This is a genomic window from Streptomyces sp. SID5785, assembly GCF_009870065.1.
GTDB lineage: Bacteria > Actinomycetota > Actinomycetes > Streptomycetales > Streptomycetaceae > Streptomyces.
Window position 1 is genome coordinate 18,766 of record NZ_WWIA01000300.1, and the last position, 22,929, is coordinate 41,694.

At 71.7% G+C, this 22,929-nt stretch carries 24 protein-coding genes, 1 tRNA gene and 1 pseudogene; 16 read left to right on the forward strand and 10 right to left on the reverse strand.

The genetic code is table 11. The features are described from left to right. Window positions 1–234: 234 nt before the first annotated feature. Window positions 235–975 (reverse strand): GPP34 family phosphoprotein, encoded by a 741-nt coding sequence (locus tag GTW43_RS09365; protein ID WP_161301164.1) that lies wholly within the window; start codon window positions 973–975, stop codon window positions 235–237. A gap of 212 nt (window positions 976–1,187) precedes the next feature. On the opposite strand from GTW43_RS09365, the gene GTW43_RS38615 reads away from it, so the two are divergent. The 5 genes from GTW43_RS38615 (at window position 1,188) to GTW43_RS09390 (ending at window position 8,035) form a co-directional block, all read left to right on the forward strand. Further along, window positions 1,188–3,791 (forward strand): D-alanyl-D-alanine carboxypeptidase, encoded by a 2,604-nt coding sequence (locus tag GTW43_RS38615; RefSeq protein ID WP_161301165.1) that lies wholly within the window; start codon window positions 1,188–1,190, stop codon window positions 3,789–3,791. A 154-nt stretch (window positions 3,792–3,945) separates the two neighbouring features. Continuing rightward, the gene (locus GTW43_RS09375) at window positions 3,946–5,778 is read left to right on the forward strand and encodes a DMT family transporter (RefSeq protein ID WP_161301166.1); all 1,833 of its coding nucleotides are present in this window, start codon (window positions 3,946–3,948) and stop codon (window positions 5,776–5,778) included. Between the two features lie 129 nt (window positions 5,779–5,907). Then, the gene (locus tag GTW43_RS09380) at window positions 5,908–6,363 is read left to right on the forward strand and encodes a hypothetical protein (RefSeq protein ID WP_202501254.1); all 456 of its coding nucleotides are present in this window, start codon (window positions 5,908–5,910) and stop codon (window positions 6,361–6,363) included. Next, on the forward strand, window positions 6,363–7,703 hold the full coding sequence (locus GTW43_RS09385; protein ID WP_161301167.1) for a putative T7SS-secreted protein: 1,341 nt from the start codon (window positions 6,363–6,365) through the stop codon (window positions 7,701–7,703). The genes GTW43_RS09380 and GTW43_RS09385 overlap by 1 nt, the downstream gene beginning before the upstream one ends. Further along, window positions 7,700–8,035, forward strand: a complete 336-nt coding sequence (locus tag GTW43_RS09390) for a hypothetical protein (protein WP_161301168.1) — start codon at window positions 7,700–7,702, stop codon at window positions 8,033–8,035. Before GTW43_RS09385 ends, GTW43_RS09390 begins: the two co-directional genes overlap by 4 nt. A 43-nt stretch (window positions 8,036–8,078) precedes the next feature. Here the strand turns inward: GTW43_RS09390 and GTW43_RS09395 are convergent, their stop codons facing one another. Together GTW43_RS09395 and GTW43_RS09400 are read right to left on the reverse strand one after the other, a co-directional pair. After that, a complete protein-coding gene (locus tag GTW43_RS09395; RefSeq protein WP_343245952.1) occupies window positions 8,079–9,176 on the reverse strand; it encodes a GNAT family N-acetyltransferase in 1,098 nt (365 codons plus the stop codon). Window positions 9,177–9,240: 64 nt separating this feature from the next. Then, on the reverse strand, window positions 9,241–9,900 hold the full coding sequence (locus GTW43_RS09400; protein ID WP_161301170.1) for a GNAT family N-acetyltransferase: 660 nt from the start codon (window positions 9,898–9,900) through the stop codon (window positions 9,241–9,243). 264 nt (window positions 9,901–10,164) lie between these two features. Here GTW43_RS09400 and GTW43_RS09405 point away from each other — a divergent pair, with 264 nt between their 5' ends. The 4 genes from GTW43_RS09405 to GTW43_RS09420 all read left to right on the forward strand — a co-directional run bounded on the left by GTW43_RS09405 (window position 10,165) and on the right by GTW43_RS09420 (window position 12,973). Beyond that, window positions 10,165–11,076, forward strand: coding sequence for a sugar kinase (locus GTW43_RS09405; protein ID WP_343245949.1), 912 nt, complete (start codon window positions 10,165–10,167; stop codon window positions 11,074–11,076). 4 nt (window positions 11,077–11,080) lie between these two features. Beyond that, entirely contained in the window at window positions 11,081–11,842 is a 762-nt protein-coding gene (locus GTW43_RS09410; RefSeq protein ID WP_161301172.1) for an IclR family transcriptional regulator, read from the forward strand. After that, entirely contained in the window at window positions 11,818–12,489 is a 672-nt protein-coding gene (locus GTW43_RS09415; protein ID WP_161301173.1) for a bifunctional 4-hydroxy-2-oxoglutarate aldolase/2-dehydro-3-deoxy-phosphogluconate aldolase, read from the forward strand. The genes GTW43_RS09410 and GTW43_RS09415 overlap by 25 nt, the downstream gene beginning before the upstream one ends. Window positions 12,490–12,556: 67 nt before the next feature. Further along, entirely contained in the window at window positions 12,557–12,973 is a 417-nt protein-coding gene (locus GTW43_RS09420) for a hypothetical protein (protein ID WP_161301174.1), read from the forward strand. Between the two features lie 42 nt (window positions 12,974–13,015). Here the strand turns inward: GTW43_RS09420 and GTW43_RS09425 are convergent, their stop codons facing one another. After that, window positions 13,016–13,465, reverse strand: coding sequence for an ArsI/CadI family heavy metal resistance metalloenzyme (locus GTW43_RS09425; protein ID WP_161301175.1), 450 nt, complete (start codon window positions 13,463–13,465; stop codon window positions 13,016–13,018). A gap of 97 nt (window positions 13,466–13,562) precedes the next feature. Here GTW43_RS09425 and GTW43_RS09430 point away from each other — a divergent pair, with 97 nt between their 5' ends. The 5 genes from GTW43_RS09430 (at window position 13,563) to GTW43_RS09450 (ending at window position 18,229) form a co-directional block, all read left to right on the forward strand. Continuing rightward, window positions 13,563–13,928: a metalloregulator ArsR/SmtB family transcription factor gene (locus GTW43_RS09430; protein ID WP_161301176.1), complete on the forward strand. Its 366-nt coding sequence runs from the start codon at window positions 13,563–13,565 to the stop codon at window positions 13,926–13,928. A 146-nt stretch (window positions 13,929–14,074) separates the two neighbouring features. Beyond that, complete coding sequence (gene arsB, locus GTW43_RS09435) at window positions 14,075–15,133, forward strand: ACR3 family arsenite efflux transporter (RefSeq protein ID WP_237536505.1); 1,059 nt, start codon at window positions 14,075–14,077, stop codon at window positions 15,131–15,133. Beyond that, complete coding sequence (locus GTW43_RS09440; RefSeq protein WP_161301177.1) at window positions 15,126–15,566, forward strand: arsenate reductase ArsC; 441 nt, start codon at window positions 15,126–15,128, stop codon at window positions 15,564–15,566. Before arsB ends, GTW43_RS09440 begins: the two co-directional genes overlap by 8 nt. Window positions 15,567–15,648: 82 nt before the next feature. Further along, complete coding sequence (locus GTW43_RS09445) at window positions 15,649–17,322, forward strand: DUF262 domain-containing protein (protein WP_161301178.1); 1,674 nt, start codon at window positions 15,649–15,651, stop codon at window positions 17,320–17,322. Between the two features lie 148 nt (window positions 17,323–17,470). Continuing rightward, the gene (locus tag GTW43_RS09450) at window positions 17,471–18,229 is read left to right on the forward strand and encodes a class I SAM-dependent methyltransferase (RefSeq protein WP_161301179.1); all 759 of its coding nucleotides are present in this window, start codon (window positions 17,471–17,473) and stop codon (window positions 18,227–18,229) included. Between the two features lie 463 nt (window positions 18,230–18,692). Here GTW43_RS09450 and GTW43_RS09455 read toward each other — a convergent pair whose 3' ends face one another. The 4 genes from GTW43_RS09455 to GTW43_RS09470 form a co-directional block, all read right to left on the reverse strand. Next, on the reverse strand, window positions 18,693–18,959 hold the full coding sequence (locus GTW43_RS09455; RefSeq protein WP_161301180.1) for a hypothetical protein: 267 nt from the start codon (window positions 18,957–18,959) through the stop codon (window positions 18,693–18,695). A 321-nt stretch (window positions 18,960–19,280) separates the two neighbouring features. Beyond that, a complete protein-coding gene (locus GTW43_RS09460; protein WP_343245950.1) occupies window positions 19,281–19,547 on the reverse strand; it encodes a hypothetical protein in 267 nt (88 codons plus the stop codon). A 181-nt stretch (window positions 19,548–19,728) separates the two neighbouring features. Further along, window positions 19,729–20,103 carry a hypothetical protein gene (locus GTW43_RS09465; protein WP_161301182.1) on the reverse strand — a complete coding sequence of 125 codons (375 nt, stop codon included), beginning with the start codon at window positions 20,101–20,103 and terminating at the stop codon, window positions 19,729–19,731. Window positions 20,104–20,797: 694 nt separating this feature from the next. Further along, window positions 20,798–21,241: a hypothetical protein gene (locus GTW43_RS09470; protein ID WP_343245951.1), complete on the reverse strand. Its 444-nt coding sequence runs from the start codon at window positions 21,239–21,241 to the stop codon at window positions 20,798–20,800. 221 nt (window positions 21,242–21,462) lie between these two features. On the opposite strand from GTW43_RS09470, the gene GTW43_RS09475 reads away from it, so the two are divergent. Next, a complete protein-coding gene (locus GTW43_RS09475; RefSeq protein ID WP_161301183.1) occupies window positions 21,463–21,819 on the forward strand; it encodes a hypothetical protein in 357 nt (118 codons plus the stop codon). A 163-nt stretch (window positions 21,820–21,982) separates the two neighbouring features. Here GTW43_RS09475 and GTW43_RS09480 read toward each other — a convergent pair whose 3' ends face one another. After that, the gene (locus GTW43_RS09480; RefSeq protein WP_161301184.1) at window positions 21,983–22,183 is read right to left on the reverse strand and encodes an SCO3870 family protein; all 201 of its coding nucleotides are present in this window, start codon (window positions 22,181–22,183) and stop codon (window positions 21,983–21,985) included. Window positions 22,184–22,339: 156 nt separating this feature from the next. Here GTW43_RS09480 and GTW43_RS09485 point away from each other — a divergent pair. Beyond that, a pseudogene (locus tag GTW43_RS09485) lies at window positions 22,340–22,774 on the forward strand (tyrosine-type recombinase/integrase); the annotation flags it as partial. Between the two features lie 55 nt (window positions 22,775–22,829). Here the strand turns inward: GTW43_RS09485 and GTW43_RS09490 are convergent. Then, window positions 22,830–22,905: transfer RNA gene (locus GTW43_RS09490), tRNA-Arg, on the reverse strand. Window positions 22,906–22,929: the final 24 nt, after the last annotated feature.

The window sequence follows — 22,929 nt, forward strand, 5'->3', positions numbered from 1 at the left end:
GCGCTGGAAAACGACGGATATACGTGCGATACGCAGCACAAACGCGAAGCGCGGGGTGGGGGACCGGGGCGTCGTCCGGACGCCCGGCCCCCCACCCCGCGCGATACAGCGGCTCCCGGACCGGTCGGTGGGGACTGCGGTGCGGCGCTGGTGGTGCGGGTGGTGCGAGTAGTGCGGTGCTGCGGTCGTGCGGGTGGTGCGGGTGGTGCGGTGGATCTCTGTCGTGCCGGCCGGTCAGTGCGCCACGGCGCGCGCCATGGAACCGTGCCGCGGCTGCATCGGGACGCCCCTGGCGGGCTCCGGTGCGCCACCCCGGCCCGCCGGGGCGGCGGGCGAACGGCGTGGCTGCGCGGCCACCCCGTTCTGGACGTCCATCACGGCGTGCGCCACGAGGCCGCCCATCGGGTCGTGCCTGATCAGGTCCCGCAGCCGGGAACGGGACGATCGTCCCTCGTTGCCCGGGTACAGGTGCTTGCCGAGGCCGACCGCGTGGGCCAGCGCGGCGAGCGCCGCGGTCCGTGGGTCCGGCGGTACGCCGGTCCGGATCGCCGAGTCCAGCCGGGTTCTGATCTCCCGGCTGATCGCCGTGTCCGTCGCCTGGTAGCGAGTCGTCGGCAGCACTCCGCACATCTGGCCCGCCACGGCATGCACCATGCCGCACCGCTCCAGATGCGAGAGATACGTCTGGCGGAGCCCGAGACGGGGCCCGCCTATCCAGTGGACCGCCCGTACGGGAGCGCCACGCCTTCGCAGCAACTCCAACGCGCAGTCGAGTGTCGGATCTCCAGTCGGCCGTGGCACCACCACGGCGATACGATCCCCGTCTGGGGCTATCCGTCCGGCCAGCGCCAGCTCCACTAGCTGTGCACCGGCCAGACCGAGGTCGAGCGACTGCGGCTGCGCTGTGGTACCCGTGGTCGGGTCCAGAGCGAGCAGCAGAAGCTCTTCCGGAATAGTTCTGCGGCTCCTGCCCATCCATGCCTCCCCGCGTGGATGTCTGACAGGGTGACCCCTCTCACATTGGTCTGTCGAGAGTGCGTGGGGGGTTTGGACGGGAACCAGTAGGTATGTCGTTCTCGTCTACCCGGTGGGTTAAGCCCCCAGCACAGGACACTGGTACATGGTTCGGACAGCGGGACAGGGCTGGACTGTCCGGCGCTAAGTGGTGAGCGGTCGAGGAGGCATCGGTGGCGGGGACCCCCGACAGGTCGGAGAAGCAGACGCCGGGCGAGGACCCGCGCCTTGCGGTGGCGCGGGACGAGCCCGCGGCGCCCCAGGGCGTGGATCAGGCGACGGCGGTGTTCTCCGTCCGTGACGCCGACGGTGGCTCCGCCGGTTCCGTGGACGACGGCGACGGCGGCGACGACGACGGCGGTACGGCCGACGCGGCCGACGCGGAGGCGTCGTCGCCCGCCGGGCCTTCCGCGTCCTCGGAGGACGCCGGTGACGCCGGTGACGCCGCCGACGCCGGTGACGCACGGCTGCGGGCTGCCGTGGCGGCCTGGGTGTCGGGCGGCACCCCGCCGGTGCCCCAGGCCCGCGAGGGCGGAGCGCCGGACGCGGAGCCGGAGGACGGGGCCGAGCAGGACGAGCGGCCCGAGGGCGGCCCTGCTGCCGACGCGCCCGAGAGCGGCGCTCAGCCCGAGCAGGACGCCCTGCCCAAGCGGGGCGCCAAGGACGCCGCCGGAGCCGACGCAGCGTCGGGCGCCAAGGCCGATGACGCTGCCGACGCCGAGGCGGAGGCTCAGCCCGCGGCCGGTGCCGAGCCCGAGCCCGCCGACAAGGCGGACGCCGAGCCGGAGACGGGCGCCGCGGCCGAGACGGGCGCTGGGGCCGATGCCGAGCAGGACGCCGGCCCCGAGGCTGCCGACGCCGACGCCGACGCCGACGAGTCCGGGACCGCAACCGCAGCCGGGGCCGACGCCGAAGGGGACGCTCAGCCCCAGGCCGATGGCGCGCCGAAGGCCGACGCCGAGCCCGAGACGGATGCCAAGCCCGAGACGGACGCCGAGCCCGACGCGCAGCAGGACGCCGCGCCCAAGGCGGACGCCGCGCCCGAGACGGGCGCCGGGGCCGACGCCGAGGCGGACGCTCAGCCCCAGGCCGATGGCGCGCCGAAGGCCGACGCCGAGCCTGAGGCGGACGCCGAGCCCGAGCAGGACGCAGAGACGGACGGCAAGTCCGACGACTCGACCGGCGAGGCCGAGGAAAAGGCCGAGGCCGACGACAAGACCGAGGCCGAGGGCAAGGGCAAGGGCGGGGTCGATCAGGCCACCGCCGTGTTCCGGGCCGTCGCCCCGCCGCAGGTGGATCAGCCGACGGCCATGCTCAAGCTGCCCGCCTCGCCCGACGCGGGCGAGAAGCCGGGCAAGGGTGAGCGGGACGTCGAGCGGACCAGTACGTTCGTGCCGCTCAAGCGGTCGGACGGGCCCGCGCCGGCGCAGCCGCCCGTACCGGAGGCGCCGGAGCGCACGACGCAGCAGCCGCTGCCGCCGAAGCCGCCGCTCGACCTGCTCGCGGAGCTGACGAACACCCCGCCGCCCCCGGAGACGGGCGTCCGCACGGCCGTGCGCCGGGTCAAGATCTGGACGCCGCTGGTCATCCTGCTCATCATCGCGTTTGCGATCGTGCAGGCCGTGCGCCCGCTGCCGACGCCGAGCCTGGAGCTCACGGCGCAGGAGACGGTGAAGTTCGACGGGGCCAGGCCCGACGTGCCGTGGCCGACGCAGGGCCAGGCCGCGATGGATGTCAACGGCATCGGCACGTTCGGCACCTCGGGTGACCAGAAGCCCGTGCCGATCGCGAGCATCGCCAAGGTCATGACGGTCTACCTGATCCTGCGCGACCACCCCATCAAGCCGGGCGCGGACAGCCCGAAGATCCGGGTGGACGCGGCGGCCCAGAAGCACTACGAGACCGGCAAGGCCGAGCAGGAGTCGGTCGTCAAGGTCACCGAGGGCCAGAACATCTCCGAGTACGAGGCGCTGCAGGCGGTCATGCTGCCGTCCGCCAACAACATCGCGAAGCTGCTGGCCCGCTGGGACAGCGGCAGCTCCTCCGAGGACGCGTTCGTCGAGAAGATGAACAAGACCGCGAAGGAGCTGGGGATGAAGAACACGCACTACACGGACCCCAGCGGCCTGGACAAGACGACCGTGTCCACCGCCGAGGACCTCGTGAAGCTGGCCCGCGCCGCGATGGAGAACGCGACGTTCCGCGACCTGGCCCGCCAGCCGAGCTACATCGACTCGAACGGCGACAAGCAGAACAACTTCTTCGGTCTGGTCCCGACCGTCGCGATCGGCATCAAGACCGGTACGACGACCGCGGCCGGCGGCAACATCCTGTTCGCCGCCGAGAAGGAGGTCGGCGGCAAGCGCCAGGTGATCATCGGCGCGGCCCTCGGCCAGTTCGGCAAGCCCGGCGTGGCCAACATCGACGAGGTCACCGGCGTGGTCCGGGGCCTCATCGAGTCCGGGCAGCAGGCGCTGACCGCGAAGACGATCGTGAAGAAGGGCGACGTCGTGGGCCGGGTCGACGACGGACTCGGCGGCACCACCCCGGTCGTCGCGACGAAGGACGTGTCCGCCGTCGGCTGGGCGGGCCTGACCGTGAAGCTCGCGCTCGACGGGCAGAAGGGCCAGGAGGTCCCGCACTCGGCGAAGGCCGGCACGGTGGTCGGCGTGCTCAGCGTCGGTGACGGCAAGAACGACGCCGTCGAGGTGCCGGTCGCGCTGCAGAGCGATCTGACCGAGCCCGGGTTCGGCGCGAAGATCAAGCGCGTCGCGTAGCGGCGTCGCACGCGGAGGCCGGGCGCCGCAGGTCGGGCCCGGCCTCCGCGGCGCCCGTGCACGGGCGCCGTGCTAGCGTCGCGAGACCGGGGCAGCGACGTTCCCTCGGTCGGCGGGGTCGGGGACGACGACGGTACGTACGGGAGTGTCAGCAGTGGCCACAGCGGAGCCGACGCGCGCCGACGACGACGCCGAGCCGGGCGCGGGCCGCGTACGAATAGGGCCTCCCGGGCGGGCCGGGGCCGACGCGGAGCGCGGCGGCGTCCGGGCCTGGGCGCGGCGGGCCGAGCGGCACCCGGTGATCGTCGCCACGGCGGTCGCGGCCGCCGTCCACCTCCTGTGGTTCTTCACGTTCGCGAACAGTGGCGGTGACCTCGCCGCCCAGGACGCGTGGGCCGAGTTCGTCGGCCGGCACCCCGACTCCGCGTACAACCTCGCCTGGTACGGCGGCATGCACCCCGTCTCGTACAGCGTGGTGTCCCCGTACCTGATGTCCCTGCTCGGTGTGCGGACGACGATGATGATCGCGGGGACGCTCTCCGCGGCGCTGCTCACCCTGATCCTGATCCGCACGCGGGTCGTCGCCCGCCCGCTGTGGCCCGCGCTCGCGGGCGTCTTCGCGCTGCTGTGCAACGCGGCGTCGGGCCGCGTCACGTTCGGCCTCGGCATGATGTTCGGGCTCGCCGCGGTCGCCGCCGTGTTCTGCTGGCCGCACCGCTGGCGGTACAAGCGCTGGGCGAAGGCCGCGGTCGCCGCCCCGTTCGCCGGGATCGCGACGGCCGCGTCGCCGGTGGCCGGGCTGTTCGTGGGCCTCGTCGCGGTCGCGCTGTTCCTGCAGAAGCGGCGTCCGGGGGCCTGGGCGCTGGGCCTCGCACCGGCCGCCGTGGTCGGCCTCTCGGCCTGGCTGTTCCCGTTCTCGGGGACGCAGCCGATGTCGTTCGGGTCGGCGCTGCTGCCGCTCGTCTACGGCGCGCTCTGCTACGCGCTGGTGCCCAGGGAGTGGGTGACGGTCCGGATCACGTCCGCCGTGTACACCCTCTCCGTCCTCCTCGTCTGGCTGATCAGCTCGCAGATCGGCTCGAACATCACCCGGCTGCCGATGCTGTTCGCCGGGGTCGCGCTGCTCGCGGCGCTGCCGTTCACGCAGCGTCGCTCGCGCAAGTGGTACGCGATCGTCGTCGCGTTCGTCGGGATGAACGCGTGGGTGGGCTTCAAGTCCGTCGACGACATCGTCCACACCACCCCCGAGGCGTCCTGGACCCGCGAGCTGGCCCCCCTCGTGAACGAGTTGCAGGAGGTCAAGGCGGAGCGCGGCCGCGTCGAGGTCGTCCCGGCCCGCTCCCACCGCGAGGCGTCGGCGCTCGCCCCGTACGTGAACCTGGCGCGCGGCTGGACCCGCCAGGCCGACATGAAGCGCAACCCGCTCTTCTACGACGACACCCTGAACTCGGCGAACTACCACGACTGGCTCGGGCGCTGGGCCGTGCACTACGTGGTGCTGCCCAAGGGCGAGCCGGACGGGGACGGCGGCGAGCGCGAGCGGGAGCTGGTGCAGCGCGGTCTGCCCTACCTGCGCCAGGTGTGGGGCGATGCGAACTGGCAGCTGTTCGCCGTCACCGACCCCACTCCGATGGCCGAGCCGAACGCGGTCGTCGACGCCGCCGAGCAGAGCGAGCTGACCATCGAGGTCACCAAGCCGGGCCGGATCCTCATCCGCGTCCTGTACTCGCCGTGGCTGTCGGTCGTCGACGAGGACGGCAAGAGCCTCGGCGTGCCCGAGGAGACCGACGCGTCCCGGCGGGCCCGCGAGCAGGACGACACCCTGCCCAAGAAGTACGCCAACGAGCACGGCTGCCTCCAGGAGACGGAGGAGGACGCCTCCGGCGACCGCTGGACCGAACTCCTCGCTCCCCGCGCCGGTACCTACCGCCTGGGCGCCCCGGTGCAGATCCCCCGCGGCACCCCGTGCCCGGAAGAACTCCGCTGACCCCTCCTCTCCCCGCCCTGCCCCTCCTGTGACGGCTCAAGTCCTTTAGACGGGGCGGGAGTTGGGTACGTCCCCTGCGGAAGTTCGGGATCCGGAAGGCGCACCCAAACAGACGGGGGTCGGGACGCCATGTCATGGGACGAGGACTGGGCACAGCTGAAGGCCGACGCACTCGCGCGCGGCGGACCCGACACGCGGATGCGGCTGAACCAGCTGGCCCCCGCAGCGGGCGGGGGAGGGGGAGCCGACGGCGGCGATCTCGTCGCCGACGCCACGTCCATCGACGGGAACGCGCACCTGCTGCTGGAGATCGCGGGCGTGCTCTACGAGGGCCGCATGGACGGCGAGAACGCCACGCAGGCGCGCTCGCCGCGCGCCCACGCGGACGTGGCCGCGTCCGTCACGTCGTTCGCCCGCTACGCGCAGGACCAGTACAACGACATGGTCGTGCTGCTCGCCGCGCTCGCGGGCAACGTCCGTTCGGCGGGCCAGACCTACACGACGTACGACCAGGGTGTGCGGGCCAAGCTCGAGGAAGTGCTCCGGCAGGGCACGTACACGCCCCCGAAGGGCGGGTTCGCGTGATGGCGTATCGCAAGGACGTGGAGTTCCTCGAGAACACGAACCCGGCCCTCGTCGAGCGCAACGCCGCCGAGTTCCGCCGCCTGCACCGGCTCGTCGAGTCCACGGACGACGGCTTCCGCAAGGCCCGTTCGGTGCACTGGACGGGCGAGGCGCGGGAGTCGTACGGCAAGCGGCTCAAGGAGGCCGGCGCGATCGCCGAGGCCCTGTCGACGGCCTTCTCCATGGCGGCGGGCGCGCTGACCGCGTACGCGGACGCCCTCACGACGGCGAAGGGCCACTACAAGAGCGGCAAGCACACCGAGGGGCAGCTGTCCGAGGTGATGTCCCGGGAGGCCACGGCGGTCACGCCGACCGCGCGCGCCGCCGAACCGCTGCACCAGTGGGAGGACCTGCGGGCGACCACGGGCGTGGGCGACTGGTTCATGGAACTCGGCGTGGACGTGGACGCCATCAGGGAGGACGCGGAGCGCTACTACAACGCGACCAGGAACCACTACGGCGACGCCCGGCGCGTCGAGTCCGAGGCGCGCACCGAGTGCCTGGGCGTCCTCAAGGGCGCCTACCTGTCGATCCCGGACTTCAAGAGCCCGGTCGGCGACCCGCTCGCCTTCCTGAAGAGCCTCGGCCCCCTCCAGGCGGAGGCGCGCGAGGCGCACTCCAACCCGTACGCCCAGCTGCCGGGCACGGGCCCCAAGGTGGACACCATCCCCACCCAGGCCGGGAACGTCGTCATCACGGCCCCGCTGTGGCGGATCAGCACCCGCGTGGACGAACTCGGCGGCAGCGCCCAGGGAAACAACTACTGGTGGTGGTCGAACAGCGACGAGGGGCGGCGCAGCTACATCTCGGCGAACAAGAAGTTCATCGAGGCCGCCGCGGCCGACTCCGGACTGCCTCCGGAGATGGTCGCCGGGATCGCCTGGCAGGAGGTCGAGGGCGATCCGGGCTGGCTGGACGACGCCGCGCGGACCGGACGCGGCGTCATCCCGGGCACCGGCGACCCCGACGAGACGTCCATCGGGCCGCTGTCCATCCAGGTCAGGCGGGCCGCCGAGGTGCTCGGCTACGATCCCGAGCATCTGACGGACATGCAGCGGGACCAGGTCGTGTCGGCCACCAAGGACCCCGCGAAGAACATCTTCATCGCCTCCGAGTACCTGGCCCAGCTCAAGGCGGAGAGTGGCTTCGCGGACGTCCCGCCGGAGAAGATGACCCGGGAGCAGATGCAGGAGCTGGCGGCCCGCTACAACGGCGGACCGTACTACGAGGATCCCAACGCCCAGGCGTACGGCAGGGGATTCGACAAGAAGGTCGACCAGGCCAAGGAGGCGCTCGGGTGAGCCGCACGGGGACACCGCCGCTCGACCGGCCCGCCGCGACCCGGGCCGGCGCCCTGGTCTGCGGTGCGGTGCTGACGGCCGCGAACCTGGTCACCGGCTTCGCGACCGTGACCGCGTACCGGGCGGGGCCCGCCGGTCCGTGGGACCACGAGGGGGTCACGCATGTGAAGGCCGCCGCCGGTCTCGGGGTGGGGTGCGCGGTGCTGACGCTGCTCCTGACGCTGGTGTGCGTGAAGGCCCGCTGGCTGCGGTCGGCCTGGTGGTACGCGGTGCCCGCCGCGCTCGGCGCGGCGGCGCTGCTGCGGCTGACGGTTCTCCTGCCGCACACCTGACCCGGCCGCCGGCCGGGTCAGGTGTGCGGCTCCGCCGCTGGGTTCAGGCGCGTTCGCGCAGGGAGCCGACCGTTCTGAGGAGGCGGTCGGCGCGGTCGCGCAGGGCCGGGTTGGCCAGAACCGTGTTGCGCAGGCCGCGGACCGGGCGGCGCCACATCCGGTGGGCGGTGGCGACCGGGTGGGCGGTGCGGGTGGCGAAGCCCTCGCCGACGCGCAGCTCACGCGTCTTGAGCCAGTCCTTGTACTCCTTCTCGCCGCGCCCCCAGTCCATCACCCTGATGCCGTCCCGGCCGGCCGCCTCCGCCATCCGCAGGTGCATCATCAGGCCGGGCGAGTAGTAGCGGAACTCCGGGTCGTACGCCGTGAACCAGGCCGCGAAGACGGTGCGGGAGGCCGGGCCGAAGTGGGCGGCGACCGGCCGGTCGCCCGCGTAGACGACGGACAGGATCCCCTTGAAGTGCTCCTCGCGGACCTCGAAGAGGTGGTCCACCAGGTGCACGATCCAGGGCCGGGCGAACCGGTCCATGCGGCCGGTCCTGCGGTACTGGGCCGACTTCCACCGCATCAGCCGGTGCAGCACCTCCGGGTCGCGCTCGTCGTACACGAACCGCATCTCGCCCATGTCCCGCGTGAGCCGGCGCTCCTTCTTGAGCATCGTCTTGGCCTGGCCCGGATACGAGGCCTTCAGCCACTCCGCGTACGAACCGTGGCCGCCGTCCTTCAGATCGAGCACGGGTGACGCGAAGGTCCCGGTGACGTACGGGGCGAACGGCTGCTGGTCGTCGACGAGATGGTCGAACTCGAGGACGGAGAGGCGGCAGGCCCGCAGCAGGGCCTGCATGTCCCAGGTGACCCCGGGCCGGTGCACGAGCGCCTGGCAGTCGGAGAGCCCGAGCCCGATCGCCCGGCCGACGCCCCACGGCCCCCGCTCGTACGGCAGGAAGCCCACCGGGACCGTGCCCGCCCGCAGCACCGCGACGCGTGCCCCGGGCCGGAAGCGGGCCACTCCGGCGGCGAACTCCGGTGACAGGAAAGGGTTCTGGTAGTCCGGTGCGTCGTCCATCGCCGCGTGCCAGGCGGTGCGGAGCGAGTCGCTCAGCTGATCGGGTCTGTGCGTCGTGACGGTCGTGACGGCGGTGATGCTCACGGCAGGCCCCCCTGTTTCCCCCATGGGGCTCAAAGGTCGCGAAACAGTACGCAGCCTGTCAAGACCGCTTATGCGGCACCTTCGTGTCGTGCGGAACGTCGCGCGGAACGTCGTGGGGCGCGGGCCGTCCGGACGCCGGGTCGTCCGCGATCCGGACGTGCGTGTGCATGTCGTGCCAGCCGTCCGCGTGCAGGGCGGAGCTGCGACGGGTGCCCTCCAGCGCGTAACCGGTCTTCTCCGCGACCCGGCAGGACGGCGCGTTGCCCGTCGAGTGCAGCAGGTCGAGGCGGTGGAACCCGGCGTCCAGCGCCCAGCGGGTCACCGTCGCCAGGGCCCGCGGGGCGACGCCCAGGCCGCGGGCGCCCGGCAGCACCCAGTAGGCGACCTCCGCGACGCCCTCGGTGAGGTCCATCGTGCGCAGTGCCATCCGGCCGAGCGCGGCGTCGTCGTCGGCCCGCGCGACGATCCACTGCGCGGCGGTCTCCTCGGCCCAGCCCCGGTGGACCTGCTCGATCCAGGCGTGCGCCTCGTCGAGCGAGTCCATCGTGCGGATGTGCCAGTACTGCAGGACCGGGTCCTGGAACGCCTCGAACACCGCCTGCGCGTCGGCCGGCTGCGCGGGCCGCAGCAGCAGCTCGCCCGAGGCGGTGGGCAGGACGGGCTGGGGGGCGGAGGAGAAGGTGCCGGGCGGGATCACGGGCGCGAGGGTGAAGGGCATGCCCGCATGATGGCGATCCGTGCGCGAGGACGCACCCGAGATTCCCGACGCACCTGTGCTGACCTGCGAGGACGTCGACTCGGCGAGAGTTGTTGCAACATGTGCACGTCTGTTGCGTATGGCTTGTTACGGTCGTCTCCTCGGAGCGAGCGGGAAGACGGGAAGACGGGAAGAGCGGAGGGCGGAAGGGTGACGGCCGTGCGACATCCAGGGTCACAGCGACAGCAGCAGTCACAGCCACAGTCACAGCAGCAGTCACCGGAGGTGATCTGCGTCGGCGAGACGATGGCGCAGGTCACGCCCGCCGACGGGGCGGACCTCGAGCACAGCCGCACGGCCCGGCTCGCGGTCGCGGGCGCCGAGTCCACCGTCGCGCAGTACCTGGCCGACCTGGGGCACCGGACGGCCTGGCTGAGCCGGGTCGGCGACGATCCCTTCGGGCGACGCGTGCGGGCCTCCGTGGCCGCGCGCGGGGTGGACGTCACGGGCGTGCGCACCGACCCGTCGGCCCCGACCGGCGTCTACTTCAAGGACCCCGGCGGCCCCGCGTCCCCCGGCACCCGCGTGCACTACTACCGGGCCGGCTCGGCCGCCTCCCGGATGACACCCGCCGACGCCGAGGCCGTCGACCTCACGGGCGTACGGCTGCTGCACCTCACCGGCATCACCCCCGCCCTGTCCCCGGGCTGTGCGGGGCTCGTCACGGCGCTGGCGGAGCGCGCCCGGGCGGCCGGGGCGCTGGTCTCGTTCGACGTCAACCACCGTCCCGCGCTGTGGAGTTCACGCGAGGACGCGGCCGACGTGCTGCTCGCGTCGGCCCGCCGGGCCGATGTGGTCCTGGTCGGCCGGGACGAGGCCGAGGCGCTGTGGGGGACGGCCACCGCCGAGGACGTCCGCGCCCTGCTGGGCGGACCCGGCGTGCTCGTCGTCAAAGACGGGGCGGTCGGGGCGAGCGAATTCACCGGCGCGGAGCGGGAGTTCGTGCCCGCGCCGGCCGTGGAGGTCGTCGAGTCGGTCGGCGCGGGGGACGCGTTCGCCGCGGGCTGGCTCGGCGGACTGCTGCGCGGACTGCCCGCGGCCGGGCGGCTGGCGCTGGGCCACCGGCTGGCCGGCCGCACCCTGCGCAGCCTGGAGGACTACGTGCCCGCCGACTCCCTCGACGCGAAGGGGGAGTGACGCGATGTCGCAGACCGTCGCGCGGGCGATCGAGATCCTCGAGTTCGTCGCCCGCGAGCCGCGCACCCAGTCGGAGGTCGGCGCCCGTCTCGGCGTGCACCGCTCGACCGCCCTGCGCATCCTGGAGTCCCTGACCGACGGCGGTCTCGCCCGCAGGCTGCCCGACGGGCGGTACGCGATCGGGCTGCGGCTCGCGGGCCTCGCCCGGCTGGCGGAGGAGCAGTTCGGGCTGACCGACGTCGCCCGCGCACACCTGCGCGGCCTCGGTGCGCGCACCGGGCACACGGTGCACCTGGCGGCGCTCGAGGGCGACCGCATCGTGTACGCCGACAAGATCGACCCGGCCGACGGCATCCGGCTGTACGCGGAGATCGGCCGCCCCGTCACCCTGCACACCGCGGGCGTCGCGAAGGCGATCCTGGCCGAGCTGCCGCCGGACCGGGCCGCGGCGCTGCTCGACGCGTCCTGCGACTTCGCCCCGCACACGGCGACGACCGTCACCGATCCGGCCGCGTACCGGGCGGTGCTCGCGCGGACCCGGGAGCGGGGCCACGCCGTCGACGACGGCGAGTACGAGGACTACGTGAACTGCCTCGCCGCCCCGGTGCGCGGCAGCGGCGGCGAGGTCGTCGGAGCGGTGTCGGTCACCGCCCTGAAGGCCCGCGCCGATCTGGCCGCCCTGACGGCGGACGTCCTGCCCGACCTGCTGACCACTGTCGCGACGATCTCCGAGGAGCTGGGATGGCGCCCCCGACCCCTGACCTGACCCCGAACCCGAACCAGACCCCGAACCAGACCCCGGCCCCGAGCTTCGACGCGCTGTTCGCCGGGGTGCCGGTGATGGCGATCCTGCGCGGACTGCCGGCCGACCGCACCGTCGAACTCGCCGTCCAGGCCTGGGACCTGGGCATCTCGTGCGTCGAGGTGCCGGTGCAGGACGAGGAGGCGGGCCGGGTGCTGGCCGCCGTCGTCGCGGCCGGTGCCGAGCGGGGCAAGCCCGTCGGCGCGGGCACCGTCACGACACGGGAGCGCCTGGAGCGGGCCGTCGCGGCGGGCGCCGCGTTCACCGTCGCCCCGGGGTTCGACGCCGACGTGGCGCGGGCCTGCCGGGACGCGGGCCTGCCGCACCTGCCCGGGGTGGCCACGGCGACCGACGTGCAGGCGGCGCGGGCGCTCGGCCTCGACTGGCTGAAGGCGTTCCCGGCGAGCGTGCTCGGCCCGGGCTGGTTCCGGGCGATGCGCGGCCCGTTCCCCGAGGTCCCGTTCGTCGCGACCGGCGGGATCGACGCCGGGAACGCGGCGGAGTACCTCGCCGCCGGGGCGCGGGTCGTCGCGGTCGGCTCGGCGCTCGAGGACCCGGAGCAGCTGCCGCGCCTCGCGGACCTGCTCGGCTCGTACCGTACGGATGCCTAGGGATTTCTCCGCGATCTGAGTACGAGCGCCCTGCCGGGCCGGGGTGCCCGGCGGCGACGCTGGTCCCATGAGCCGAGCACCCCGCGCACGCCGCGTCCTGAGTGAACTGGTCCCGACCCTCGCCGCCGCCGGCCTCGCCGCGGCCGCCTGGGCGGGCTGGCTGGGCTGGGACCAGACCCGTGACGTCCATCCCGACGGCACGGTCACCGGTCCGTACGAGGCCTGGCAGGTCATCGGCCTCGTCCTCACCCTGCTGGTCCCGGTCGGCTGGGCGGCCGCCCGCCGGCACGTCCCGGCCGCGGTCCTGGGCGTACCCGCCGGACTCGCCGTCGCCGCGTTCTACGACTGGTCCGACGACTCCAGCGGTCTCTTCGCGATCGGGGTCGTGCTGGTGGCCCTGGGCACGCTGGCCGGGACGGCGGTGACGACCGCGGTGATCACGGCGGCGCGGTCCGGGGGCGGGCGGGCGCGGCCGGCGGTGTAGGGCGGAGCCGGGCCGCGGGGGGCCGGGCGGAGCCGCGCGGGGTCAGCCGCAGGTGCCGCCCGACCCGCCGGAACCGGCGCCGCAGCAGGACTCGGCGCCGGCCTCGGCGCTCTTGCCGAGCGTGTCGGCGTCGCCCTTGACCACGTACACCTCCCACGGCTCGCGGCCCGGGCCGTGCACCCAGACCTTGTCCTGGAGCGCGTAACAGCACGACGTGTCGTTCTCCTCGAACGTGGCGAGGCCCGCGTCCTTGAGCCGGGCGGTCGCGGCGCCGACCTGGTCGCCGGTCTCGACCTCGACGCCGAGGTGGTCGAGCCGGGTGTCCTCGCCGGGCGCGCCCTCGATGAGGACGAGCTTGAGCGGGGGCTCGGTGAGAGCGAAGTTGGCGTACCCCTCGCGGCGCTTGGCCGGTTCGGCGCCGAACAGTTTCGAGTAGAAGGCGATCGACGCCTCCAGGTCGCTGACGCGGAGGGCGAGCTGGGCACGGGACATGGGGTACCTCCAGAGCTCCTGCATCCCTGTATCGACATCCGTCGATACATCTGTGACCGAGCTTGCCTCGCATATAGAAGACTGTCAATATAGAAGAATGTCGAACCAAGAAGCGCCGGTGGCGGCGGACAGCGTGCCGGAGTCGTGCTGCCCGGGGCTGCTCACCGCCCCCCTGGACGAGGAGCAGGCCGCCGACCTGGCGAAGGTCTTCAAGGCGCTCGGCGACCCCGTGCGGCTGCGGCTGCTCTCCATGATCGCGTCCCGCGCCGGCGGCGAGGTCTGCGTCTGCGAGCTGACCCCGGCCTTCGACCTGTCCCAGCCGACGATCTCGCACCACCTCAAGCTCCTGCGTCAGGCCGGACTGATCGACTGCGAGCGCCGCGGCACCTGGGTCTACTACTGGCTCCTGCCCGAGACGACCGACCGGCTGGCCGGCGTCCTGACCCGCACCGCCCACGCGTGACCGCGTCGCCCGCGTCGCCCGCGCCGTCCGCGTCGCCCGTGTCGCCCGCGCCGTCCGGGGCGCCCGGGGCGCCCGCTTCCGGGAGGGCTCTCGCCGGACGCCTGTCGTTCCTCGACCGCTACCTCGCCGTGTGGATCCTGGCGGCGATGGCCGCCGGACTGGGCCTCGGCCGCCTCGTGCCCGGCCTCGGCGACGCCCTCGCCGCGGTGACGGTCGCCGGGGTGTCCCTGCCGATCGCGCTCGGCCTGCTCGTGATGATGTACCCGGTCCTGGCCAAGGTCCGGTACGACCGGCTCGGCACGGTCACGCGCGACCGCCGGCTGCTGCTGCCGTCCCTGTTCCTGAACTGGGTCGTGGGCCCGGCCCTCATGTTCGCGCTGGCCTGGCTGCTCCTGCCGGACCTGCCCGCGTACCGCACCGGTCTGATCGTCGTCGGCCTCGCCCGCTGCATCGCGATGGTCGTCATCTGGAACGACCTCGCCCGCGGCCACCGGGAGGCCGCGGCCGTGCTGGTCGCCCTCAACTCGGTGTTCCAGGTGCTCGCGTTCTCCGCGCTCGGCTGGTTCTACCTCCAGTGGCTGCCCGGCGCCCTCGGCCTGGAGCGGACCGGCCTCGACATCTCCCTCTGGGAGATCACCCGCAGCGTCCTGCTCTTCCTCGGCGTCCCGCTCGCCGCCGGGTACCTCACCCGGCGGATCGGGGAGCGGGCCAAGGGCCGTACCTGGTACGAGAACCGGCTGGTCCCGCGTATCGGCCCGTTCGCGCTCCACGGGCTCCTCTTCACGATCGTCGTCCTCTTCGCGCTCCAGGGCGACGCCATCACCTCGCGCCCCCTGGACGTCGCCCGCATCGCGCTGCCGCTCCTCGGCTACTTCGCCCTGATGTGGACCGGATCGATGCTGCTCGGCCGCGCGGTGGGCCTCGACTACCCGCGCGCCACGACCCTCGCCTTCACCGCCGCCGGCAACAACTTCGAACTCGCCATCGCGGTCGCCGTCGCGACCTTCGGCGCCTCCTCCGGGCAGGCCCTGGCCGGTGTCGTCGGCCCGCTCATCGAGGTACCGGTCCTGATCGGCCTGGTCCACGTGTCCCTGTCGGTACGCCACCGCTGGTTCCCGGGGTTCCCGGCCGGGGCCGAAGCCGAAGCCGAGGCCGTCGGTGCGGCCTCGTCTCCGTCCCCCGGCAAGGAGGCCACCCGTGCCTGACCCCCGACTCCCGTCCCCGTCCGTCCCGTCCGTCCCGTCCGTCCTGTTCGTCTGCGTCCACAACGCGGGCCGCTCCCAGATGGCTGCCGCCTACCTCACGCACCTCGCCGGCGACCGCGTACAGGTCCGCTCGGCGGGCTCCGCGCCCGCGGACGCGGTCAACCCGGCGGTCGTCGAGGCGCTCGCCGAGGTGGGCATCGACATCACGGCCGAGACCCCGAAAGTCCTCACCACGGACGCCGTCCGCGCCTGCGACGTCGTCATCACGATGGGCTGCGGCGACACCTGCCCGGTCTTCCCCGGCAAGCGCTACCTCGACTGGCCCGTCCCGGACCCGGCCGGCCGTGACGTCGCGGCGGTCCGCCCGATCAGGGACGAGATCGAGGGGCGGGTGCGGGCGCTGCTACGGGATCTGACGAGCGGCGGGGCGTGACGGCCGGGCGCGCGGCGGGACCCTGAGCGAGAACGTGGCCGCCGGGCAGACAGGCCCCCGACACGCCGGTCATCATGGTGACATGCAGCAACTCGAGGCGCAGGAAGTGTCCCTGCACAAGGTGTTCAGCAGCGACTACGACTTCAGGATCCCGGACTACCAGCGACCGTACGCCTGGGACACCGAGCAGGCCGTCCAGCTGCTCACCGACCTCGCGGAGTCCCTGGACCGGGGCACGGACGAGCCGTACTTCCTCGGGTCCGTCGTCCTCGTCAAGGCCAAGGGGGGCGCGCCCGCCGACGTCATCGACGGACAGCAGCGGCTCACCACGCTGACCATCCTGCTCGCGCTGCTGCGTGATCTGACGGAGGACGCCGAGCTGCGCAGCGACCTGGACCGGCTGGTCACCGAGCCCGGGAACAAGGTACGCCGCCTCGCGCCCAAGCCGCGCCTCACGCTGCGGCACCGCGATGCCGGGTTCTTCGCCGAGTACGTCCAGACCAAGGGGGCGACCGACCAGCTGCGGTCCCTCGGGGAGGACGCGCTGCCGACGGACGCGCAGAAGGCCGTCCTGCGGAACGCGACGGCCCTGCACGAGCTTCTCCGGACGTGGACCGAGGACCGCCGGCTCGACCTCGTGCAGATGCTGGGGGAGCGGACCTTCCTCGTCGTCGTCAGCACCCCCGACCTGGACAGCGCGCACCGCATCTTCAGCGTGATGAACTCCCGGGGCATGGACCTGTCCCCGACGGACATCTTCAAGTCGCACATCATCGGCGCGCTGGACGCGACGGCGTCGGAGGAGTGCGCCCGCAAGTGGGAGGACGCCGAGGAGGCGCTCGGCCGGGACGACTTCGCCGACCTCTTTCTCCACCTGCGCATGGTGTTCGCCATGAGACGTGCCGAGCGGGAACTGCTCAAGGAGTTCCCGGAGCAGGTCCTCAACGCCTATCTGCCGGGCAAGGCCGACTCGTTCGTCAACGACGTCGTGGTCCCGTACGCGGACGCGTACGCCCAGATCAGGGACGGCGGCTACGTGGCCGCGTCCGGCGCCGAACAGGTCAACGCCTGGTTCCGGCGCCTCCAGCAGATCGACAACAACGACTGGCGGCCCGCGGCGCTGTGGGCGCTGCGCAACCACGGCGGGGACCCGGCCTGGCTGGACTCCTTCCTGTGCGCCCTGGAACGGCTGACGGCCAGCATGTTCCTGCGCCGCGTCTACACCACTCCCCGCGTCACCCGTCACGCCGACCTGTTGCGTGAACTCGACGCGGGCCTGGGCCTGGAGGCACCCTCCCTGGCGCTGACCGACGCCGAACGCGCGGAGACGCTGGCCCGCCTGGACGGCGACCTGTACCTCGTCACGCGGACCCGCAAGTACGTGCTGCTGCGCCTCGACGAGATGCTCGCGGGGCGGCCCGGCGTCTCCTACGACCACGGTCTGATCACCGTCGAGCATGTACTGCCGCAGAACCCGAAGCAGGGCTCCCAGTGGCTGAGCACCTTCACCGACGAGCAGCGCGGCGAGTGGACCCACCGGCTCGGCAACCTGGTCCTGCTCAGCCGGTCCAAGAACTCGTACGCTCAGAACTACGACTTCACGGAGAAGAAGACCAAGTACTTCACCGGCAAGCACGGCGTCTCGACGTTCGCTCTCACGAGCCAGGTGCTCCAGCACGACTCCTGGGCCCCGGATCAGCTGCGCAAGCGCCAGCACCGGCTGCTCGGACTGCTGGCGGACGAGTGGAATCTGTAGGGGAACGCTTCGGCCACGGACTGGCGGTCCCCGTACCGGGAATCCACCTCCGCGAGCGTTCCGGCCCGCCAGCGGGTCGGGTCGGGTCGTCACCGGCGAGCCGGACGGCGGCCGCGCCACCGGGTTCGCCCGCCGGTAGCCTCGGCGCATGCCCGGGACCTCGGTGGCGCGCTTCTACGACGAACTGGCCGACGACTACCACCTCGTCTACGCGGACTGGACCGCGAGCGTCCAGCGCCAAGGGCGTGCCCTGCACGCCCTGTTGGGGCAGGACGGCGGCGCCGCCACCGTGCTCGACTGCGCGTGCGGCATCGGCACCCAGGCCCTCGGCCTCGCCCTCCAGGGCCACCACGTCACCGGGACGGACCTCAGCCGCCGCGCCGTGACCCGGGCCGCCCGGGAAGCCGCAGGGCGCGGGGTGCCGCTGCACACCGCGGTCGCCGACATGCGCCGACTCCCCTTCCCCGACGGCCACTTCGACGCCGTGGTCTGCGCGGACAACGCCCTGCCCCACCTCCTCACGGAGCCCGACGTCCACGCCGCCCTCACCGAGATGCGCCGCGTCCTGCGCCCCGGCGGCCGACTGCTGCTCAGTACCCGCCCCTACGACGAACTGCTGCGCGAGCAACCGGAGTCGACCCCGCCCCAGGTCCACGGCGGGGACGCGCGCACGGTCACCTTCCAGCTCTGGCACTGGCACGAGGACGGCGAACACTACGACCTGGAGCACTTCCAGCTGCACCCGGCCGCCGGCACCTGGCAGGTCGACGTCCGCCGGACCACGTACTGGGCCCTGACCCGCGACCGCCTCTCGGCCCTGGTCCGCGACGCGGGCTTCACGGACCCCGAGTGGCGCACACCCCCGGAGACGGGCTTCTTCCAGCCGCTGCTCGTGGCGGTGGCCTGACGGGGGCGGGGCCGGTTCCGGCCGCAGCGCGTGCACCACGGCCCTGCGGTCGCCGGACACGTTACGGATACGCAGGAGGGGCAGGCGGGGCCAGCCGGGGGCGCGGTCACCCGGTGAGGGTGTCACCCTCCTGTACCCGGATCTCCTGCCGGGATTCGACGTATGGCCGACAGCCCTCGCGCAACCCGTACCACGCCAATCTTGACCTGATGAGGGCTACCCGGAGCGAGTTCGCGGCTGCCGTGCAGGGGAGCATCAATGGGGCGGCGCCCGAGCAGCCTTCTGTTCCCGCCGTGGCACCGCCTCGGCGCCCATACCCACCGCACAGGTTAAAGGCCCCTGACCAGGAACATCTTTGGTCGGGGGTCTTCGGCGTGCGTGGTGCCCGCTGGCGACCGTGATCCCCGTGAGTTCCCGGCCCGTCAGGCACGGGTGGGGCACGACCGCAGGCAGGCTCGCGGGCTCAGCACTTCTTCTTCAGCACGTTGTAGAAGTCGTCGGCGAACTCGTCTTCCGATTCCGCCGATGCGTACGACGGGATCATGATCGGGCGCTGCGGGTCGTTCGCGCGGTAAGCCTCGCAGTACTCGGTGCGCTCATCCTTAGTGCTCTTGTACCAGGCGCCTTCCCCGGCCGATCTGGTCGGACGCAGTTCAGGCTTCTCCTGTGCGCACGCCGTGAGCAGGGTGGCTGACAGGACCGCCACGGTGAGTATGGGCGCGCGTTTCATGATGCCTCCGGAGAATTGAGACCATGATCTTAGAAGCTTGGCCCACGAGGCAGATTGCTGATTGAGGCTTCGCGTCCGGTGTACCTCTCAGCCCACCAAGCTCGCCTCGGTGTGCCCGCGGCCGGGAACGGCGCCCCCTTCCACCCGGTGTCGGCCGATCCCCCCGGAGGCGTCGTCCGTGACCGTGGGGCGGACGGGTGTCTGGTGCTCGACTCATGCCCTCCGAGCCCATCCACTGTGGCCGGATGTTTGATGCGGTTGAGAGGCGCGTAACAGCCCCTGACTCACGGATGGTTGGCTGATTGGGCGCTGTCCGGCGGGTCATGCTTCGTGGGCGACGGTTCGGAGGTCGTAGAGGTAGGAGCGGTCATCCTTGAAGCTGCGCCAGACGGTGGCCGGGGGTTCGGGTTCGTCAGCGGGGCTGTTGAGGGGGTGGGCGGTGACGAGGCCGCCCATGATCTCGCAGTGCCAGCCGTCGACTGACGACCAGACACACCACACCTTCCCGTCCGTCCGGCGGTAGGCAGGGCGGCCGTTGCGCTCGCCGTCCCGCTCGAAGTGGTAGCGGAGCCCGTCTGCATGGCGCACAAAGGTAAAGGCTGCGAGTGCTGTCATAGCTTCGGGACTGTATGAGATGACGCTGTCTGCGGGCTAAGCATTTCTGTGTAACCAGATGCAGGGCGTATCTCCTGGACCGAGCCAGAGCCGGATTGCGGCGACCTGTTCCCTTTCCCGCTTTTGGGCCGTCGAGGGTCCGCCGCCCTGGACCTCAGGCAGGAATCCTGCCCAGGACCATGATGACGAACAGAAGTGCCGCGACAAGGCCGGTGCCGGTCCACCCGATCCGGACACCGGCCCGCGGAAGGAAGAGCCCGGCCGCGGTGCCGACGGTGACGAGCGGAACGACGTACCACGCGACCACCGTCAGGGCGGTGATGAAGCGCGCGTCGCGCATCCCGTCCTGACAGGTTCCGCAGGACAACGAGAACCACGGGGCGATCCCGCCCACGAACACTCCGAACAGGAGGACCAGGAGCGCGAAAAACGCCCGCCAAGCCCAATCGCCGAGGGCGGGACGCAACGGCTCGTCCGCCTGCGAGACCTCCGGCAGGGCGCTATCCCTCGTGGTGTCCGTTTCACTCATGCGGCCGAGAGTAGGAGCCTCTGTACGGCCGCACATCCGTGCCCGTACTCAGTTGAGGTGGGCGGTGTGTTCTCGTGAAGCCCTCTGGGACAGGGCTTGCTGGGGGACTTATGGCGAACGGATCGTCCGCGGACCACATGTCGAGACGAAGGTCCGCAGGGGTCACCGAACACGCTTGTCACGAGTCCTGCCGCAGGCCCGTGTCCCGGCGCGCACCCCGGGAGCGCCCCGTTTCCGCTCCGTATGTCTGGTGTGGCTACCGCGACGCACGTTACGGGCCGGGTGCGCTGCGTCATGCCGGCCGGATCACTCAATCCGGGCCTGAGTATGCACCTAGAACCGGCTCTCTGTATGAATCCGGGAACCGCCGGACGCCGAGGCACTTCCGCCACTGCGAGGACTCCCCCAGCCTCGCCGCGGGGCTGTCCATGCAGGCCGTGCAGGCGCTGCTTGGCCACTCCTCGTACTCGCTCACTGTCGGCACCTGTACCTCGCTCATGCCGCAGCCCGACCAGGCGTCGCGGATGCACCGGTCGGTCTCGTGCCAAGAAGGACGAGTGCTGAGGGCACGTCAGAAGGCGCGATGGCTCACGAGGTTGTGCGGGATGCCGAAGTGCGGACACGCCCGGCCGTCGCGACGACTGTCCAGACGCCTGAAGTCGGCTGGGGCCACCGCTGTTCGCTGCCGTTGATGTCAGCCTTGGATGGCAGACGACGGGACTGGACTCGGCCAGGGGAGCTCATCGGACGATGCAGCCAAAGGCCGACCCGCTCGAACGAAGTCGGCGTATTCGTCCTGGGTCACGCTCTCGTTGACCCATCGCTCCCGCACAGCGCCCGTCACCTCCTCGGCGGCAGCCAGGCCGCTCAAGGGGTCCTGGACCGTGGCAACGAGGCGGCCGAAGTCTTCCTCTTCTGCGTCGGTGTCGAATGCTGGGAACGAACTCAGGTCGAAGAAGCTCTCGTGGCCCACGTCCTCAACGGTATGGACGTAGACCTCGTAGGCCCCCCGCGCGGGGCGGACCTCGACGTAGCTGACGCCGCTTCGCCCGGAAGCAGTGACCGGCCCAAGGAACTGCTCAACTGATTGGCCCCGCTTCAAGGCGCCGACAACGAAGGACTCCGTCAGGTATCGCACTCTGCGCACCCTACTGAGCGAACCCCATCAATGGGAATGTGCGCCTTTAGCTTGGGAAGCTCGGGTGATCTACGGGGAGTTGGGCGCCTGACCTGCGTGGCAGCAGGCTGAAGGCCCTCGACGTTGGCGGTCCGGTGCCCCGCCGTTCCTCGTGGTTCCCCGCGCAACCTGGCGCGGGTCTGGCACGGCAGCGGGCAGACCACGTCGCCTATTCTCCTACCGTGAACGACTCTGAGGCCTTCCGTGCCGCGGTAAGGGCATGTGCAGAGGTCATCATGAGGAACGACGCGTCGCCGTACGAACCGGCCCTAGAAATCATGGGCCTTGCCAGTGGCGGGCACCCAGTCGACGACGGCGACGAAGCGGACACCGGGCTCGTGTCCATCTTCGGTGAACTGACCGACTGGGCCGAGCTACGGCCTGAGGAAGCAGGTCGGGCCGAGGCGCATATGGTCACCGCCGCCCGTGAGTGGCTGGCGGTCGAGGGAGATCAAGGAGCTGAGGCGCGGTACTTCGACCGCTGGCTCTACGACATCCTCGGTTTCGAGCGCCCCTCGACGCAGAGCGAGCAATCTTGAAAGCCGTCGAGGCGCAAGCCTCCGTGGGTTCAAATCCCACACCCGCGGCGCAGGTTGAAGGCCCCTGACCAGGTAAATCGGTCAGGGGCCTTCGCCGTGCGGGCTCCCTGTGGGTGACCGTGATTCCCCGTGAGTCCCTGGCCTATCGGGCACGGCCGCAGAGTCAGTTCGTGTTTGGTCGACCGTCACGAACCCACGTCACCGCGGTCAGAACTGCTGTGACGAACATCAGGACACTGAAGGTGGCTACGGATTCGACGTACTGCTCGTAGCCGTCTGCACGCAGCTGGAGCGCAAAGGCAGCAAGAACAGTCCCAAGCGTGGCTGTCACGGCAGCCATGGCGACGAACGGGCCCTTCGTCATTGGTGCTTCCCCCAAACCAAGAGACGACTGATCGAAATCGAGGCTACATGCGCGGTGATCTCAGGGTGGAGACGAACACCTACCGAGCCCACCGCTCAACCTGAGCTCCCGTCCCGTCCGCCGTCGACCCGCACATCGTGGAGCGGGCGTGGCACCAAGAGCCGCCGCCGTCGAGTTGTCCCGCTTCCGGGGCTCTGCACCGCGCCGCCCCTGCGCTGGCACCGGATGCGGCAAGCAGCTGCTCGCGCCAAGGCGGGGGAGACCTGGGCGACAGGAACGGACTACGTCCTCACCACCCGCACCGGGCGCCAGGTCGAGCCGCGCAACGTCTATCGCTCCTTCACCCGTATCGCCGAGTCCGCCGGCCTTCGTGTGATCCGGCTGCTTGACGCTCGGCACGGAACGGCCACTCTGCTCACGGCGGCCGGAGTCGCGCCCCGTGTCGTGATGGAGATCCGCGGGCACTCTCAGATCAGCATCGCCATGGACGTCTGTACGCACGTCGTGCAGGACACGCAGCGCGAGGCCATGAGTCACATGGACCGGCTGCTCAGGAAGCGGCGCCCTGATCGTGGTGATCGCCCGCGTTGATGTCAGAAGTGGATGTCAAAGGCCCCGGACCATGATCGGTCCGGGGCCTTTTGGCTGGTGCCCCCGGCAGGATTCGAACCTGCGACACCCGCTTTAGGAGAGCGGTGCTCTATCCCCTGAGCTACGAAGGCGCGGGGACAGCCTAGCGGATCGGG